At 60.7% G+C, this 16,508-nt stretch carries 14 protein-coding genes; 9 read left to right on the top strand and 5 right to left on the bottom strand.

The genetic code is table 11. From position 1 onward, the window contains the following. Positions 1–28 precede the first annotated feature (28 nt). On the bottom strand, positions 29–541 hold the full coding sequence (locus JNK74_14780; GenBank protein ID MBL7647448.1) for a hypothetical protein: 513 nt from the start codon (positions 539–541) through the stop codon (positions 29–31). A 193-nt stretch (positions 542–734) separates the two neighbouring features. On the opposite strand from JNK74_14780, the gene JNK74_14775 reads away from it, so the two are divergent. The 6 genes from JNK74_14775 to dut all read left to right on the top strand — a co-directional run bounded on the left by JNK74_14775 (position 735) and on the right by dut (position 9,414). Next, positions 735–2,156, top strand: coding sequence for an MATE family efflux transporter (locus JNK74_14775; GenBank protein MBL7647447.1), 1,422 nt, complete (start codon positions 735–737; stop codon positions 2,154–2,156). Between the two features lie 285 nt (positions 2,157–2,441). Then, a complete protein-coding gene (gene gap / locus JNK74_14770) occupies positions 2,442–3,440 on the top strand; it encodes a type I glyceraldehyde-3-phosphate dehydrogenase (GenBank protein ID MBL7647446.1) in 999 nt (332 codons plus the stop codon). A gap of 4 nt (positions 3,441–3,444) precedes the next feature. Beyond that, entirely contained in the window at positions 3,445–4,638 is a 1,194-nt protein-coding gene (locus JNK74_14765; GenBank protein ID MBL7647445.1) for a phosphoglycerate kinase, read from the top strand. Positions 4,639–4,752: 114 nt separating this feature from the next. Next, positions 4,753–5,022, top strand: a complete 270-nt coding sequence (rpsO, locus tag JNK74_14760) for a 30S ribosomal protein S15 (GenBank protein ID MBL7647444.1) — start codon at positions 4,753–4,755, stop codon at positions 5,020–5,022. A gap of 2,377 nt (positions 5,023–7,399) precedes the next feature. Beyond that, positions 7,400–8,968 (top strand): insulinase family protein, encoded by a 1,569-nt coding sequence (locus tag JNK74_14755; GenBank protein MBL7647443.1) that lies wholly within the window; start codon positions 7,400–7,402, stop codon positions 8,966–8,968. A 5-nt stretch (positions 8,969–8,973) separates the two neighbouring features. Beyond that, positions 8,974–9,414: a dUTP diphosphatase gene (gene dut / locus JNK74_14750; protein ID MBL7647442.1), complete on the top strand. Its 441-nt coding sequence runs from the start codon at positions 8,974–8,976 to the stop codon at positions 9,412–9,414. A 208-nt stretch (positions 9,415–9,622) separates the two neighbouring features. On the opposite strand, the gene JNK74_14745 is transcribed toward dut, so the two are convergent. Next, on the bottom strand, positions 9,623–10,054 hold the full coding sequence (locus JNK74_14745; protein ID MBL7647441.1) for a type II toxin-antitoxin system VapC family toxin: 432 nt from the start codon (positions 10,052–10,054) through the stop codon (positions 9,623–9,625). Continuing rightward, the gene (locus JNK74_14740; protein MBL7647440.1) at positions 10,051–10,299 is read right to left on the bottom strand and encodes a hypothetical protein; all 249 of its coding nucleotides are present in this window, start codon (positions 10,297–10,299) and stop codon (positions 10,051–10,053) included. Before JNK74_14740 ends, JNK74_14745 begins: the two co-directional genes overlap by 4 nt. 173 nt (positions 10,300–10,472) lie before the next feature. Here JNK74_14740 and JNK74_14735 point away from each other — a divergent pair, with 173 nt between their 5' ends. From JNK74_14735 to JNK74_14725, 3 genes are read left to right on the top strand one after another with little or no spacing between them, the layout of a single operon-like run. Then, the gene (locus tag JNK74_14735) at positions 10,473–11,510 is read left to right on the top strand and encodes an NAD(P)-dependent oxidoreductase (GenBank protein MBL7647439.1); all 1,038 of its coding nucleotides are present in this window, start codon (positions 10,473–10,475) and stop codon (positions 11,508–11,510) included. A gap of 2 nt (positions 11,511–11,512) precedes the next feature. Continuing rightward, on the top strand, positions 11,513–12,574 hold the full coding sequence (locus tag JNK74_14730) for a dihydrodipicolinate synthase family protein (GenBank protein MBL7647438.1): 1,062 nt from the start codon (positions 11,513–11,515) through the stop codon (positions 12,572–12,574). A gap of 12 nt (positions 12,575–12,586) precedes the next feature. Next, positions 12,587–13,819: a divalent metal cation transporter gene (locus JNK74_14725; protein ID MBL7647437.1), complete on the top strand. Its 1,233-nt coding sequence runs from the start codon at positions 12,587–12,589 to the stop codon at positions 13,817–13,819. 11 nt (positions 13,820–13,830) lie between these two features. Here the strand turns inward: JNK74_14725 and JNK74_14720 are convergent, their stop codons facing one another. After that, on the bottom strand, positions 13,831–15,234 hold the full coding sequence (locus JNK74_14720; protein ID MBL7647436.1) for a right-handed parallel beta-helix repeat-containing protein: 1,404 nt from the start codon (positions 15,232–15,234) through the stop codon (positions 13,831–13,833). Positions 15,235–15,465: 231 nt separating this feature from the next. Beyond that, on the bottom strand, positions 15,466–16,482 hold the full coding sequence (locus tag JNK74_14715) for a hypothetical protein (GenBank protein MBL7647435.1): 1,017 nt from the start codon (positions 16,480–16,482) through the stop codon (positions 15,466–15,468). Positions 16,483–16,508: the final 26 nt, after the last annotated feature.

Genomic DNA, 16,508 nt, shown 5'->3' with positions numbered 1-16,508 from the left:
GGCTTGGCAAATGGGATATGGCCCGGCCTCAGTCCAGCGGGGGCTGGCCGGCCATCTTTCTGAAGGTCTCGATTTTGCGCAGTTTACGCCAGAGGGTGTTCCGCCCGATGCCGAGAACGCGGGCGGCCCGGGCCTGATTGTTCTTACAGCGCCTTAACACGCCGAGGATGTACTCCGATTCGACGTCCTCCAGGCGGCGCAGGGGGCTTTCCGGAGCGGGGGCCGCACCCGACTCCGTCGAGCTGCCGCCCAGGGCGCGTTGCACCATGAGGCCCGCTTCGCCCGGCTGGAAAGGGAGGAATATGTACCCGTATACGCCCTTCTTCATGGCGTCCACCGCGCGTCCGACCTCGTCGGAGGTGCAGAGGACCAGAACCGTGGTTGCGTCTGAAACACGGTCTGCCGCCCTGTCCAAGTCGTCGGTAATGAGCAGGGGTGTACCCACATCACCTTCGAGGATCCTGTGCCCCTCCAATTCCAACATGGCCTTCAACGTGAGGCGATTGGCAGGGTCGTTTATGTGAAGTCCGATCAGTGCCATACATTGAGGCTACACGGAATCGTCGAAAAAGTCCAGTGCGTTATGCGTAGTCAGTTGATAGTCGATAGTCATTATCGGACGCGCCCTCGACTTTCGTCTCCGGTCCTGGGCCTTTCAAGAATGCCTTTCGGCCCTGAAGTGTGTTACCCTAGGGCGTTTTGGGCGAGATGGGTAAACGAGGCCAGTCAACGTAGTGAGTTCCGTAGTGCACCAGAAGGATGAATCACGCTGGACCGGTGTGCGTGAAATTACCGTCATGTCCGGCCCCATTGTCCTGGGGTCGCTCTCTTTCGCGGTGATGGAGTTTACGGACCGGGTCATGGTGAACATGCTCGGAACGGAAGAGTTGGCCGCGGTGGGGTCGGCGAGCATCTGGTCGTATACGGTGAGCACGCTCCTCCTGGGAATTGTGGGCTGTGTGGGTACCTTTGTGGCCCAGTGTATTGGTCGTGACGAGCCCCACCTTTGCGCGCGCTACGCCTGGCAGGGCCTGTATCTTTCCCTGATCGCGGGTCTGATATCCATCGTCTTTTATCCCCTGGCCCCCTACCTGTTCGGGCTCATGGGGCACGAGGCGGAGGTTACCCGGCTCGAACTGGAGTATTTCCAGCCGCGAATTTTCAGCTATCTGCCACTTGCCTTCGTCACGACGCTGGCGGTCTTCTTCCAAGCTTCCAACTATGCGGTGGTGCCGATGGTCATGGCGATCATTGGTACGGCGGTGAATGTTGTGCTCAACTACATGTTGATCTTTGGCAACTGGGGCGCGCCCGCCTTGGGTATCGCGGGTTCGGCATGGGCCACCAACGCCTCCATGTATCTCCAGTTCTTCCTGCTTTTTGCCGTGTTCCTGAGCGGACCTTTCCATCGCCAGTTCAACACGCGGGGCGAAATGGGCTTTGATCGGGCGAAGGCGGTGGAGTTGGTGCGGGTCGGCGGCCCCGCGGGCGGCATGATGTTTCTGGATGTGGCCAACTGGAGTATCTTCATCAGTTTTGTGGTGGGCCGGCTGGGCGCGGTGCCGCTGGCGGCGAACAATGTGGCCTTGAGCTTCATGCAGCTTTCTTTCATCCCGGCTTTTGCCCTGAATCAGGGGGTATCGGCCATTGTCGGGCAATATATCGGTCGCCAGGATTTTGAGCGCGCGAAAGCCCGCACGTACACGGCACTGCGGATGGGCATGTCCTACATGGTGGTGATGGGGGCCCTATTTGGTATTTTCGGGAGCGATTTGATCGCGCTGGTTTTCGATCCCGAAGAGGCACTGGTGCTGAGCCTGGGCCATCAGTTACTTATTGTGGCGGCCGTGTTTCAGATTTTCGACGCGATTGTGATTGTCATGAGCGGGGCGCTCCGGGGCGCGGGCGATACCCGCTGGATGCTGGTGGTGACCTTCCTGAGCGCCTATGTGGTGTTTATCCCCTGTGCGACGGTGCTGGCCTTCCGCTACAACGGCGGCGCGCTCGGGGCCTGGGTGGGGGCGGCGGTGTATATTTTTGTGCTGAGCTGCTTCATGTGGTGGCGTTTCCGGAGCGAGCGATGGCGGCACATCAACATCTTTTCCGAGAGCATCCCGGGGCCGGCCCACGCGCCCCAGCCCGCGCCCGAGAACTAATTGACTTGCATTTCGGGGATGTGCCATACTTCTCTCAATTTGGATGAGAAAAGAAGTGCCCTGCGAGCGAGGACGGGGTTGCAATCAACACCACCGGCTGGAAAATCCCCCCTTTCGGCCCTGCTTCGGGGAGCCTCCCCAAGTACCGCCTCGCGCCCCACGCGCCGCCTCTTTTTCTCTCCACCCAGAAGTTCTGACACAGCAGCGGACCGCCGGGGAACCGCGTCGCGGCATCAGAGCGATGCCTGCTGATCCTGCATTAAAACGAGCGAAAGGAATGTACTCATGGCTACAAAGATTGGTATCAACGGCTTCGGCCGCATCGGCCGCAACGTATTCAAGCTGTTGCTGGAAACGCCCGGCTTTGAAGTGGCGGGCATCAACGACCTGACCAACGCCAAGACCCTGGCCCACCTGCTGAAGTACGACAGCGTGCACGGTAACTTCAAGGGCACCGTCGAAGCCAAGGGTGATGCGATCGTCGTCAATGGCAAGGAAATCAAGATTACGGCCATCAAGAACCCCGCGGAAATTCCCTGGGGCGAGATGGGCGTTGACATCGTGCTTGAATCCACCGGTATCTTCCGCGCGAAGGCCCAGTGCGAGATGCACCTGCAGGCGGGCGCCAAGAAGGTGCTGCTGAGCGTGCCCCCGAAAGATGCCATCGATGCGGTTATCGTGATGGGCGTGAACGACGACACCCTGAAGGCGACTGACAAGATCGTCTCCAACGCGAGCTGCACCACCAACTGCCTGGCCCCCCTGGCGAAGGTGCTCCACGAGTCCTTCGGCATCAAGCGCGGTCTCATGACGACCTGCCACGCCTACACCAATGACCAGCCCGCCCAGGATCAGCCCCACGCCGACCTGCGCCGCGCCCGCGCCGCCGCCCAGAGCATCATCCCCACCAGCACCGGCGCCGCCAGTGCGGTCGGTGAAGTACTCCCCGCCCTGAAGGGCCTGCTGGACGGTATGGCCCTGCGCGTTCCCGTGATCGACGGTTCCGTGGTGGACCTGACCGCCGAGCTGTCGAAGGACGTGACGGCGGAAGAGATCAACGCCGCCGTGAAGGCCGCCGCGGAAGGCCCCCTGAAGGGCATTCTCCAGTACACGGAAGACGAGATCGTTTCCGTGGACGTGATCGGCAACCCGCACTCCAGCGTGTTCGACGCCCAGTGCACCTCCGTCATCGCGGGCAACCTGGTGAAGGTCATCTCCTGGTACGACAACGAAATGGGCTACTCCAACCGTTGCATCGACCTCTTCAAGAAGATGGCCGGTTGATCCCATGAACAAGCTCAGTATTGACGACCTTCAATTGAAGGACAAGACGGTGCTCATGCGGGTGGACTTCAACGTCCCCCAGAATGAGGACGGCACCGTGCGGGATGACACCCGCATTGTGGCCGCGCTCAAGAGCATCCAGTATGTCCGCGACCAGGGCGGGAAGCTCATTCTCATGTCCCACCTGGGTCGGCCGAAACCCGGCAAGGACAACAGCAAGCTGAAGATGGACCCCGTGGCGGATTGCCTTCGGGCGCTCGTCGGCGGCAACGTCACCAAGGTGGACGATATCGTCGGCCCCGAGGTGGAAGCGGCCGTGGCGAAGCTCGCGCCGGGCGACATCCTGTTGTTGGAAAATACCCGCTTCAATCCGGGTGAAGAGGCCAACGATCCGGCGCTGTCGGAGCAGTTGGCAAAGCTGGCGGATGTGTATATCAGCGACGCCTTCGGCACGGTTCACCGGGCCCACGCCTCTACCGAAGGCGTGACGAAGTTTATCGGCCAGAGCGCCGCGGGCTTCCTGGTGGCGAAGGAGATCGCCTACATCGGCGGTGTGCTGAGCAACCCGAAGCGTCCGCTGGTGGCCATTCTCGGCGGCGCGAAGGTGTCCGACAAGATCACGGTCATCGACAACCTGCTGAATCTGGTGGATACGCTGATCATCGGCGGCGGCATGGCCTACACCTTCATGAAGGCCCAGGGCTATGCGATTGGCAACTCGCTCCTTGATAAGGACGGTCTGGACACGGCGCTGAAGGTTATCGAAAAGGCGAAAGAGAAGGGCATCGAATTGCTGCTTCCGGTGGACAACATCGTAGCCGACGCCTTCTCGAACGACGCCAACACGAAAGTGGTTGGCCTGGGCGAGATCGAAGACGGTTGGGAAGGGCTGGATATCGGCCCGAAGACCCTGGAACTCTTCAGCGAAGCCATCAAGAAGGCGGCGACCGTGGTCTGGAACGGCCCGGTGGGCGTATTCGAGATGGAGAATTTTGCCAAGGGCACGCGCGGCATCGCCGACGTGCTTGCGGAGAACCCGTCCATCATCAGCATCATCGGCGGCGGCGACACCGCGGCGGCGGTGGTGCAGTTTGGACTGGCGGACAAGATGGCCCACGTTTCCACGGGCGGCGGTGCCTCCCTGGAGATGCTGGAAGGCAAGATCCTCCCGGGTGTTGCCGCGCTCAGCGACAAATAAGCTCGCGCCGGCGCCGTGCCGGTGTGAGAATGTGAAGGTGCCCCCGGCTCGGCTTGCCGAACTCACCGACGGCTGACTTGGCTGCGGGCGAATAACAGAAAAGGTGAAAAGAACATGTCCATTGCAAAAGAGAAGAAGCAGGAGTTGATCCAGAAGTTCGGCGGGGCCGAGACCAACACGGGCTCGACCGAAGTGCAGATTGCACTGCTGACGACCCGGATCAATCACCTGACGGAACACTTCAAGATCCACAAGAAAGACTTCGCCGGACAGCGCGGCCTGCTGCGCATGGTGGGCAAGCGCCGCAACTTGCTGGCCTACCTCCGGACGAACAACCTCGAAGGCTATCGCGCGCTCATCGCCGAGCTTGGCCTGCGTAAGTAAAATGCCCTTGGGGCGGCGGCAACGCCGCCCCAAGTTGTTTGGCGGTCCGGTCGGGGCCAGCAGCAGATGCTCCGGCGACCGCTCCGCGCCCCTCGTGCGCGTTGCACCGCAATCGGTGCATGGAAGAACGAACGAAGAGACAGAACAATCGAAAATACGGGCTGGGTCGTTGTGGGAGGCGATACTGTGTCCAAGGAGTCAACTACAATGTCACTAGTACGCCTTTCGGTACAGCTTGACGACGTCACGCTGGAATTCGAAACGGGCCGCATCGCCAAGCAGGCGCACGGTTCGATCATCTGCCGCAGTGGCGATACCATGGTGCTCAGCGCCGTGTGCGTCGCACCGGACACCAAACCGGGGCAGGATTTCTTCCCCATGACCGTGGACTATCGCGAGAAGTTTTATGCGGTGGGCCAGATTCCCGGAAACTTCTTCCGGCGCGAAGCGCGCCCCTCGGAGCGCGAGATTCTCATCTGCCGCATGACGGACCGCCCGCTGCGCCCCCTGTTCCCCAAGGCCTTCCTGAATGAACTTCAGGTCTGCCAGACGGTCATGTCGGCCGACAACGTCAACGATCCCGACGTGCTCAGCATCAACGCGGCCTCCGCGGCGCTGCACATCTCCAAGGTGCCCCTTGTCGAGCCCATCGGCGCCGTGCGCGTCGGCATGATCGACGGCCAGCTTGTCGTCAATCCCGGCATCGACGTGATGCCCCACAGCGAGATCGATATCGTCATTGCCGGCACCTATGACGCCATCACGATGGTGGAGGGCCACGCCCACGAAGTGCCCGAGTCCCTGATGCTCGACGCGCTGGAATTCGGCCACGCCCACATCCAGAAAATCATCACCTGCATCCACGAGCTCCGCGAGAAGGCGGGCGTCGAGAAGATGCCGGTTGCCGAAGTGAATCTGAACGACGAAGTCGTCGCCGAGATCGAGGCGTATGCCGGTCGCGTCCGCGAAGCCCAGGCCATCTCCGAGAAGGCCCTGCGCTACGGCACCATCGACGCGCTGAAAGATGAAGCGCTGGCGAAACTGGCCGAGAAATACGGCGAGGAACTCTACGCCGAGCGCGAAGGCGACGCGAAGGCCGCTTTCGAGAAGATGAAGAAGCGGGTCATGCGCCAGCAGGTTATCGAGACCCAGCGCCGCATGGACGGCCGCGCGCTGGACGAGATCCGGAATATCAGCATTGAGGTGGGCATCCTGCCCCGTGCCCACGGTTCCGCGCTCTTTACACGGGGCGAAACCCAGACGATTGTGACCGCAACCCTGGGCACCACGCGGGACGAGCAACGCTTCGACGAGCTCACGGGCGACGAGTTCCGTCGCTTCTTCCTGCACTACAACTTCCCCTCCTGGTCGGTGGGTGAAGTGCGCCGTATTTCGGGCCCCGGCCGCCGCGAAATCGGCCACGGCAAGCTGGCCGAGCGCGCCCTGATGAACATGGTGCCCTTTGTATCCGAAGATGCCCGCGCGGAAGACCCCAGTCTGAAGGACTTCCCCTACACCGTTCGCATCGTTTCCGAGGTGACCGAAAGCAACGGCTCCAGCTCCATGGCGTCGGTCTGCGGCGGCACGCTGGCGATGATGGACGCGGGCATCCCGATCAAGTCGCCGGTGGCCGGTATCGCCATGGGCATGATTAAAGAGGGTGACGACATCTGCATCCTCAGCGACATCCTGGGCGACGAGGACCATCTGGGCGATCTGGACTTCAAGGTGTGCGGTACCGAGAACGGTATCACGGCCTTCCAGATGGACACCAAGATCAAGGGCCTTTCCCGCGCGACCATGCAGAAGGCCCTGGAGCAGGCCAAAGCCGGCCGCCAGCATATTCTGGGCAAGATGAACGAGTGCATCTCCACGCCGCGGGCCGAGCTTTCGCCCTACGCGCCGCGCATCTACACGATCAAGATCGATGTGGACAAGATTCGCGACATCATCGGACCGGGAGGCAAAGTCATCCGCGAGATCCAGGCCACGACCGGCTCGGAAATCAGCGTGGAAGACGACGGCACGATCAACGTGGCGGCCGTGGACGCGGCGAGCGCGCAGGCGGCCATCGACCTCATCCGCGAGATTACGGCGGAAGTGGAAGTCGGCGCCATCTACCAGGGCACGATCACGCGCATCATGAACTTCGGCGCGTTCTGCACGGTGGTGGGCAATAAGGAAGGTCTCATCCACATTTCCGAACTGGCCCCCGGTCGGGTGGCGGAAGTGACCGACGTGGTCAACGTCGGCGACGAGATCGACATCAAGGTTATCGAGATCGACAAGATGGGCCGCGTGAACCTTTCCAAGGTTCAGGCCGACGTCGAGTTGGGCCGTGTGGACGCCAGCGAACTCGAGAAGAAGGAAGCGAGCCGTGACCGTGGCGATCGTGGCGATCGTGGTGGTGACCGCGGCGGGCGCGGCGGCGATCGCGGCGGACGTGGCGGCGGTGATCGCGGCGGACGCGGCGGTGGTGATCGCAATCGCGGCGGTGGCGGTGGTGGTGGCCGCAGCGGCGGCGGCGGCGGCCGCAGATAGGCACCTGTACCCCTATGATGGCGCTTCCGCGTGGAAGCGCCATCTTCATTTAACGCTTTGGCGTGGGCCGCGCCGGCCGCAGCGGCGCGGCCCGGACCTCCAGGCGGCCGGATTTACCAAAGGACAACAACTTTTGAGCGAGATTACCTATCCGCGCGATGCGGCGGAAATTACCACCCTGGCCAACGGCATGACCGTGTGCATGGAACGCCTCCCCTATCTCCACTCCGCAAGCGCGGGTATCTGGATCCGCACCGGATCGGCCAACGAGACGGCGGCGGAGAGCGGCATCGCCCACTTTCTTGAACATCTGTTTTTCAAGGGCACCAAGACACGCAACGTGCATGAGATCATGGAGGCGGTGGAGAGCCGGGGCGGGCAACTCAACGCTTTTACAGCGCGGGAGTACACCTGCCTCTACGTAAAGGTGCTCGACAAGTACACCGCCACCGGCATCGAGATCCTTGCCGATATCGTGAAGAACTCGCTCTTTGCCGATCTGGAGAAGGAGCGCAATGTCATCCTCGAAGAGATCGCCTCCGTCGAAGATACACCCGACGAATACGTGCACGATCTCATGACGGAGCACCACTGGCCGGATCACCCGCTGGGCCGCTCGATTTCCGGCACCGCGGAATCCGTTTCCGCGCTGGAGTACGACCACGTGGTGGACTTCTTCCAGCGCTGGTACCGCCCTGAAAACATGGTTTTCTCCATCGCGGGCAATATCGATACGCAGGCCGTGCTGGAGCAGGTGCGCCGCGAATTTGAGGGAATTTCCCGCGCCGCCGCCGAAGGGCCCGGCGAGGCGCCCCGTTTCAACGGCGGCATCGTTTCCGTTGAGCGCGACATCGCTCAATCCCACATAACACTCGCGTTTCCCGCGCCCTCGCTTTACGACGACAGGAAGTACGCCTTCGACATGACCAGCAACATCCTCGGCGGCGGATCCACATCGCGCCTCTTCGAGCGCATTCGCGAAGACGAAGGCCTGGCGTACAGCATTTACACCTTCGACTCTTTCTACATGCGTAGCGGCGCCATCGGCGTGTACGCCGCCGTCGCGCCACAGCAACTTGGCAAGACCCTCGACCTGACCTTTGAGGAACTCCGAAAGCTGCGCGACGGGGGCATCTCCGAGGAGGAGCTTGAAATGAACCGCGAGCAGATCAAAGGCGGCATGCTTATGGCCATGGAAAGCACCTTCACCCGCATGGCGCGCATGGCCAAATCCATCATGTACTACGGCAAGCTCATCCCCATGTCGGACATCGTCGAAAAGGTGGACGCGATCACGGCCGCCGATATTCAGTCGTGTGCGGTATCCATTTTCCAGCCGGACCAGTGCGCCCTGCTCGTGCTCGGGCCGAAGAGCGACACCATGCCCGATCGGATCGCGCTGTGAAGACGTTGGAAGTGCTGATAAGGCAGGAGCCGGGCTGCGAGGACCTGCCGCTGCCCGCCTATGAAACCGAACACGCGGCGGGCATGGATCTCCGCGCCGCGGTCGTTGAGCCCGTCACCCTCGCGCCGGGCCAGCGCGCCATGGTGCCCGCGGGTATACGGATCGCCCTGCCGCCCGGCACGGAGGCCCAGGTGCGCCCACGCAGCGGTCTGGCCATCAAGCACGGCATCAGCATGGTCAACAGCCCCGGTACAATCGACGCGGACTATCGCGGCGAAGTGAAGGTGTTGCTGATCAACCACGGCCAGGAATCATTCACGATCAACCGGGGCGACCGCATCGCCCAAATGGTGATCGCGCCGGTACTCCAGGCGCAGTGGACCGTAGTGGAGGATTTGGAAGCCACAGCGCGCGGCGAAGGCGGCTTCGGGCACACGGGGGTGTAGCGCATGGGACTGTCCAGAAAGGAGGATTTGAGTCCCGACGGCAGCCCTCGCAACTCAGGCACCATAAAACCAAGGGCGGTGCAACCCGAATAGGACTGTCCCACGCTTTAATCGCGCGGGACGGTCCCGAACGCCCGGACGGCGTTGGCGCATCTCGATTCCCTGGTCTCATGCTGGGTTACCGCGCGTTGCCTTCGTGCCCTTGCGTTCAGGACGGTCCCGTCTCCTGCCAGGGATTGATCAATTCGACTCCGCAGCCTTCGAAGTCGCGGGTGTTGCGCGTGGCGAGTTTGGCGTTGTGGGTTAGGGCGATGGCGGCGATCATGAGGTCCAGAGGACTGGTATTGAACCCTGCTTTCTCCCGTCTCGCCGCCAGCACGCCGAACTCGCGAGCGGAAGTGTTATCGAACGGTAGTATCGGGGTGGAAAACCCGAGCGAAACAAGCGTATCAAAACGAGTCCGCAATCCGTCTCGTCGCCTACCTGAAGGCAGTCGATTGATCCCCCGCTCGATTTCCGCGACAGAGATGGAACACACGGCCAACTCCGTGCGCTCCTGGATCGAAAACCACTGGTCAACCCGCGTGCTCCGTGGGACACGCATGAGCTCCGATACTACGTTGGTGTCCAGCAATATCAAGGGTCGAACTCGACAGGAGGGCGAATCGACTCGCGGCCGGAGAGGTCAAGTTGAGTGTCACCGAAGTCGCCAAACAGAATATCCGCCAAAACTAGGATATCTGCGCCGGTCCCAGTGTTGGCACCGGGCATTCTTGCGATTCCCTGACGGAGGTAAGCTTGCAACGTAAGACCATGCTCCGCAGCGTACGCTTCAAGGCTGTCCTTCAACTCGTCGGGCACGTCGTAAATAGTGATGGAAGCCATAATGAGTCCCTTTACTCGAAATTATATGTCATACACAATACTTTGACAAGCTATTCGAATTCGAATTCCCTAGTCGCACTACTGCTCTTCAATATGGCATCATGGCCCTCAGTTGACCTCGACAATCACCCACGGCGCGTCGCGCAGTATGCACCGCAGCAGAAAGCCCGTCCATGTCCCTGTTTCCCGCGACCATTGACACCGTCGAAATCCTGGAAGATTTGCTGAGTCGTCCCACGGCCGCGCTGGTGGCCATGATGGGCCGAGTGGACGGGGATACCCTCTTTCTCGGCGCGGGGGGCAAGATGGGGCCGACGATGGCGCGGATGGCGAAACGGGCGACGGAGGAGGCGGGCATGAAACGGCGTGTGATCGCGGCCTCGCGCTTCAGCGACGCGCGCGCGGAGGCGGAATTGCAGGCCCACGGTGTGGAGACGATCCGCTGCGATCTGCTGGACCCCGCGCAGGTGACCGCCTTACCGAAAGTGCCCAATGTGGTCTATATGACCGGCATGAAATTCGGCGCGAGCGGCCAGGCGCCCTTGACGTGGGCGATGAACACGTGGTTGCCGTCTCTGGTGTGCCAGCACTTTTCCGAAAGTCGCATCGCCGCGTTCTCGACGGGCAACGTCTATGGCCTCACGCCCCTGTCCCTCGGCGGCTCCGTGGAGACCGACGTACTCCATCCCGTGGGCGAATACGCCGTCACCGCCATGGGGCGGGAGCGCATCTTCGAGTATTTTTGCCAGACGCAGAACATTCCCACGAGCCTGCTGCGGCTGAACTATGCCACCGAGATGCGCTACGGCGTTCTGGTGGACGTGGCGCGCAAGGTCTTCGCGGGCGAGGTGGTGGATGTGTCCATGGGCAGCCTGAACGCCATCTGGCAGGGCGACGCAAATGCGATGTCGTTGCTGGCGCTGGAGCATGCGTCCACGCCCGCGTGGGTGGTCAATATCGCCGGACCGGAGCAGATCAGCGTGCGCCGCGCGGCGGAGACTTTCGGCATGCTGATGGGTAAGGAGGCGATCATCGAAGGCAACGAAGCGCCCGATGCCCTCCTCAGCAATGGGCAGAAAGGTCACGCGCTCTTCGGCTATCCGACCGTGCCCTTGCAGCGAATGTTGGAGTGGATCGCGGATTGGGTTGTGCGCGGAGGCGCAAGCCTGAATAAGCCCACGCACTTTGAAAACCGCAAGGGGGATTTCTGAGGATGGGCAGCCACGCCTTCCGCAGAATTCTTGATCAGGGCGTCGTCATTCCCGCACAGCCCCTGGCCCTAACGTCCGCGCGCAAGCTCGACGAACGTCGCCAGCGCGCGCTGAGTCGCTATTACATCGACGCGGGCGTCGGCGGCATCGCCGTGGGCGTGCACACGACCCAGTTTGCCATCCGTGATCCGAAAGTCGGCCTCTTCGAGCCCGTGTTGTTGCTCGCGGCGGAGGAGATGGCGCGTGCGGAAGCCCAAGGCAAGGGCCCCTTCGTCCGTATCGGCGGCATCTGTGGTCCCACGGCGCAGGCGGTGAAGGAAGCCGCGCTGCTGCGCGATCTGGAGTACGACGCGGGTCTCTTGAGTCTGGCCGCGCTGGCCAAGGCCGATGTGGATGCGCTGATTGAGCACTGTAAGGCCGTGGGAAAGGTCATGCCGCTCGTGGGCTTCTACCTCCAGCCCTCCGTGGGCGGGCGCGTGTTGCCTTATGAATTCTGGCGTCGCTTTGCCGAGATTCCCTCCGTGGTCGCGATCAAGATGGCCCCGTTCAACCGCTACCAAACGCTCGATGTGGTCCGCGCAATTGTCGAGGCGGGTCGCGACGATATCGCGCTATACACCGGCAACGACGACAACATCGTCGCCGATCTCACCACGCCCTTTCGCCTCAAGCGCGGCGACGAAATCGTGGAGCGCCGCATCGTCGGCGGACTGCTCGGCCATTGGTCCGTGTGGACGCGGCGCGCGGTGGAACTGCTGGCGCGCTGCCAGGAGGAATCAAAACGTGCCGAGGGCGTCTCCCATGATCTGCTGGCGCGTGCAATCGCGGTGACCGACAGCAACGCGGCCTTTTTTGATGCGGCCCATAGATTTGCCGGGTGCATTGCGGGGCTGCACGATGTATTGCGCCGACAGGGCCTTCTGGAGGGCCTGTGGTGTCTCGATCCCGAAGAAGGATTAAGCCCAGGGCAATTGGAAGAAATCGATCGCGTTTACCGAAATTACCCTGAACTAAACGATGATGAGTTTGTCGCCGCGCACCGCGACGCGTGGCTGAAGCCCTGAGGAGTTGAATTCATGATTCAAGAACAGCCTTGGTACAAACGCCTTGGTCCCGGACTCATCACCGCCGCGGTGGTGCTCGGCCCCGGTAGTATTGTTTCCGCCAGCACGGCGGGCGCTCGCAGCGGCTATGGTCTGATCTGGATGCTGGCGGTTTCGGCCATCGTCATGGCGACGTTCACCTCCATGGCCGCGCGGATCGGTTGCGCCCTGGACAAATCCTTCCTCAGTTTCCTCGCGGAACGATGGGGGCGCCCCATGGCCGCGATTACCGGCATCTCCGCCTTCGTCGTGGCGGCCGGCTTCCAGTTCGGCAACAACATCGGTGTGTCTGTGGCCATGCAGGGCGTGTTCCCGAGTGTGTACGGTTGGATCTGGCCCATCGTATTCACGGCGCTGTCGATTCTGTTCATGAGCATCGCCAAGGATGTCTACCATCTCCTGGAACTGGTGATGCGCTTTCTCGTGGCCGCCATGATGATCGCTTTCGTGGGCAACCTGTTCTTTACGGGAATCAATCCCGTTGAACTGGGCAAGGGCCTCATTCCGGGTTCGATTTCGAGCAGCGAATTTATCATCGCCACGAGCCTCCTGGGTACCACCTTCTCCGCCGTGGCCGCGTTTTATCAGGCCTATCTCGTCCAGGCGAAGGGATGGCAGCGGAGCAACGTGCGCTTCGCCATCCAAGACGCGTGGATCGGCATCGCGATCCTCGGCGGTATCAGCATGGTCATCATGATCGGTGCGGCCCAGTCGCTCCACGGAAAGGGCGGCGAGTTTAAGAACATCGGCGAGCTCGCGGCCCAGCTCCAGGGCGTGCTTGGGAACAAGGCCATCCTCGTGTTCAGCTTCGGACTGGGCGCGGCGGCATTCTCCTCGTTTATTACCAACGCCCTCATCGGCGGCGCGCTGCTCACCGACGGGTTTGGCTTGGACACTCATATGGAATCCCGCCCCACCCGCATCGCGGCCTGCGCCGGGCTCCTTATCGGCTGCATCGTAGCGGTGATCACCATGACGACCCAAGTCGGCGGTCCCCAGAGCGTGCTCATTGCCCAGACCTCCACGATCATCGCCTCACCGCTCTGCGCGCTGCTCATGTTCTACTTCGCGAACAACAAGGCGCTCATGGGCGATCTGCGCAATGGTATCGCGAGCAACGTCATCGGCGGCGCGGGGATTTTGATTTTGTTGTATCTGGCGTCGCAGACCTTCCTGAAAGTGACGGCGGCGGTGTTTGGGGGGTAGGGGAAGACTTTTTACCGCATCATCAAGTTGTCGCCCAGGATGACCGCCGCTTCCGCGGCCGCATTGACCGGTCCGCCGGTGCCCTGGCCCAGGGTGCAGCCGCCGACCTGGTTCCATGCGCCTGCTCCGGTCCACTCGATGGCGTGGGGCATCTTCTGTTCCTCGCGCGCGTCGAGGATGGTGCAGCCGTGGATGTTGACGAAGCTGCTGGAATCCACATGGATGCCCGCCACGCCGGGATCGAGGATCTGGCAGGCACTGACGGTGACGCGCTTTGAGCGGAGAACTTCCACGAGGCCCTTGCGCTCCAGCACGACCGGTGTGCTCACCGTGTGCTCGCCCGCGAAGGCGTCGTGGATGATGGAGCTGGAGAAGAGGCAATCCGTGCAGTTCTCAAAAGCGACGCCCGTCGCGAGCTCCTTCGGCAGGTAGTCGCCGTTGTGGTCGAAGGTGTTCCCGGTCACGTTGATGTTGCGGCAGTCCTTCGCGCGCAGGTTGCGCTGGTGGCCGCTGTAGATCACGTTGCCGGTGATGCTAATGCCCCGCGCGGCGACCAAATCGATGTTCGTCTCCTGACTGCCGATGAGGTTGCCGCTGATGGTGAAGAGCCCCGCCTGAAGGGGAGCGTCCGGGCGGCTGAGGAAGCGGATGTTCGCGCCGCCGGGGGACTGGCGCGCCTGGATGGTGTTGCTGCTGATCGTACCCTCGCGCACTGTGGCTTTCTCGCCGGTCGTCTCGATCCAGATCTCCGCGCTTGGCAGGGCTTCCGCACCGGCGTCGCGGTCATAGTTGTACTCGATGTCGTTGCCGGTGATCTGGATGTTGCGCACTTCGCCGTTCAGGATCTTGATGCCGGATTGTTTGTTGTAGCTGATGTGGCTCCCGGAGATGATGGCCTGGTGCAGGTTGCAATGATCGAAGAAGATCCCGATGCCCGAATTGTCGTATATGTGGCAATGGCTGACGAGGACGTTCCGGGCGCGTTCGGTGATGTGAATGCCGTGGCGCAGCTTCCGCAGCAGCACGCCCTCGAAAGTGCTCTGCATGGTCTGGAAGAGGCGGACGCCGTCGGCCTCCGGGTGGCGACCTTCAATCTCGATTGATTGAAAGAGCGGCATGCGCTCATGGGTCCACACGCCGGGGTCGAAACGACCGGGATCGGCGGAGCCCGTATGACTGCCGCGCACATCGAAGGCGGGACCCGCGCCTTCCATCAAGATCTTCACCGTGCCCGCAGCACCTGAGATGCTCGTGAAGCCGGTCTGCGCCAGATCGATCAGGATGGGCTTCGTGATGCGGTAAGTCCCCGGCTCGAAAATCACCTGGTTCATGTGCTGATCGACGGCATGTTGAATGGCGGCGGTGTCGTCGGCGACACCATCGCCCAACGCGCCAAAATCACGTACGGTTCGCATGGGGGCCTCCGTGGATCAAGTGGTGGTCGATGTTAAAGCGTGAAGGAGAGAGTATACCGCGTGCTGACGCCACATAGAAGCCCACACACACCCACTCATAAACCAGTGCCGCACAACACACCCTGCGGGTGCCACCCACACACGTAGGAGCTTGCGACGGAGTTTGCGCGTACGAAACAGCTATGGAATCAGGGCCAAATGGCCAGAGAAGTTTAGACTCTTCAGTGATGCTTAGGAATGCTCCGTATTGAAGACAATCGGATGAACAATCCGCCAATCGTGCCCGCTCGGGCAAGAGTTAACTTGATACCAGGATTCACCAAGGTCATCACTCGAGAATACTAATGCATCACCGTTGCCCTTTGCGGAATCTATGAAGCGAACTCCCCTCACCCTATTTCCTAAAATTTCAATACGCGTCTCAAATGCGCACATCAATCCAGTCCGTAGCAATCTTGAGATCTTATCCCTCCATCCCGACGCTAAAAAACGCCGTCCATTCCATCTCATATATTCGCCGGGCAGCGATAGATAGTAAGGATTGCCTTTCTCGTCCCTTCCAATCTTCATCACAAACCCGCCGGTTCTGAATATCTGGTAGCGACCCGACCGTACTTCGACAAACAACGAATCACAAGATTCCCAATAGTCGGACTCTCCTACAAAGATTTTTGGAAATCCGCTTACTTCAAGCGAAAATAATCCCTTTATTTCATACCAGTGACGATTGAGAAAATCCTGAAGTGGAGAAATCTCCAGAGTCAAAATCTCCCAGCTCGCTACACCAGCTTTCAAAATCCACGCAGTAGCCATTGCATTCCATTGATCGGCGCTGGCAGTAAGGTCCCGACCAACTGCAATCCAACATCCTGAATCCGTGGGTTGAGCAACTCGAAGTCCGAGCACTGGTAGATCGTGCACTTCCTCTTCACGATCCGTAATCACATGAAGCCTAGAGTCTTGAATAAAGGATACTTTCCCAATCGAGGGATGGAAGGAGAAAGCGAGTTGTGTCTTTTCCGGTGTGTCAATCTTGTACAGCAACTTCCACTCTCGGATATCCAAAGATGCGTAGATACCAGCATAGGATCCGGATGGCACGGTTAAAAAACAGGTCTTCCCCAACGTCACGGAGATTCGCTTGAGATCCTCTATTTTTATATCGGGTAAGCCCACAATTTCTACGATTTTTTCATTACTCCAAAAAGATAGTTTATTGTTATGCCAAATAATATACCCCTCGATCATGATTGGGTGCTCCCTGATGGCTCTAG

The organism is Candidatus Hydrogenedentota bacterium (genome assembly GCA_016791475.1).
Classification (GTDB): domain Bacteria; phylum Hydrogenedentota; class Hydrogenedentia; order Hydrogenedentales; family JAEUWI01; genus JAEUWI01.
The sequence above is the reverse complement of the archived record's forward strand: the minus strand, read 5'-3'. Positions and strand labels throughout refer to the sequence as shown.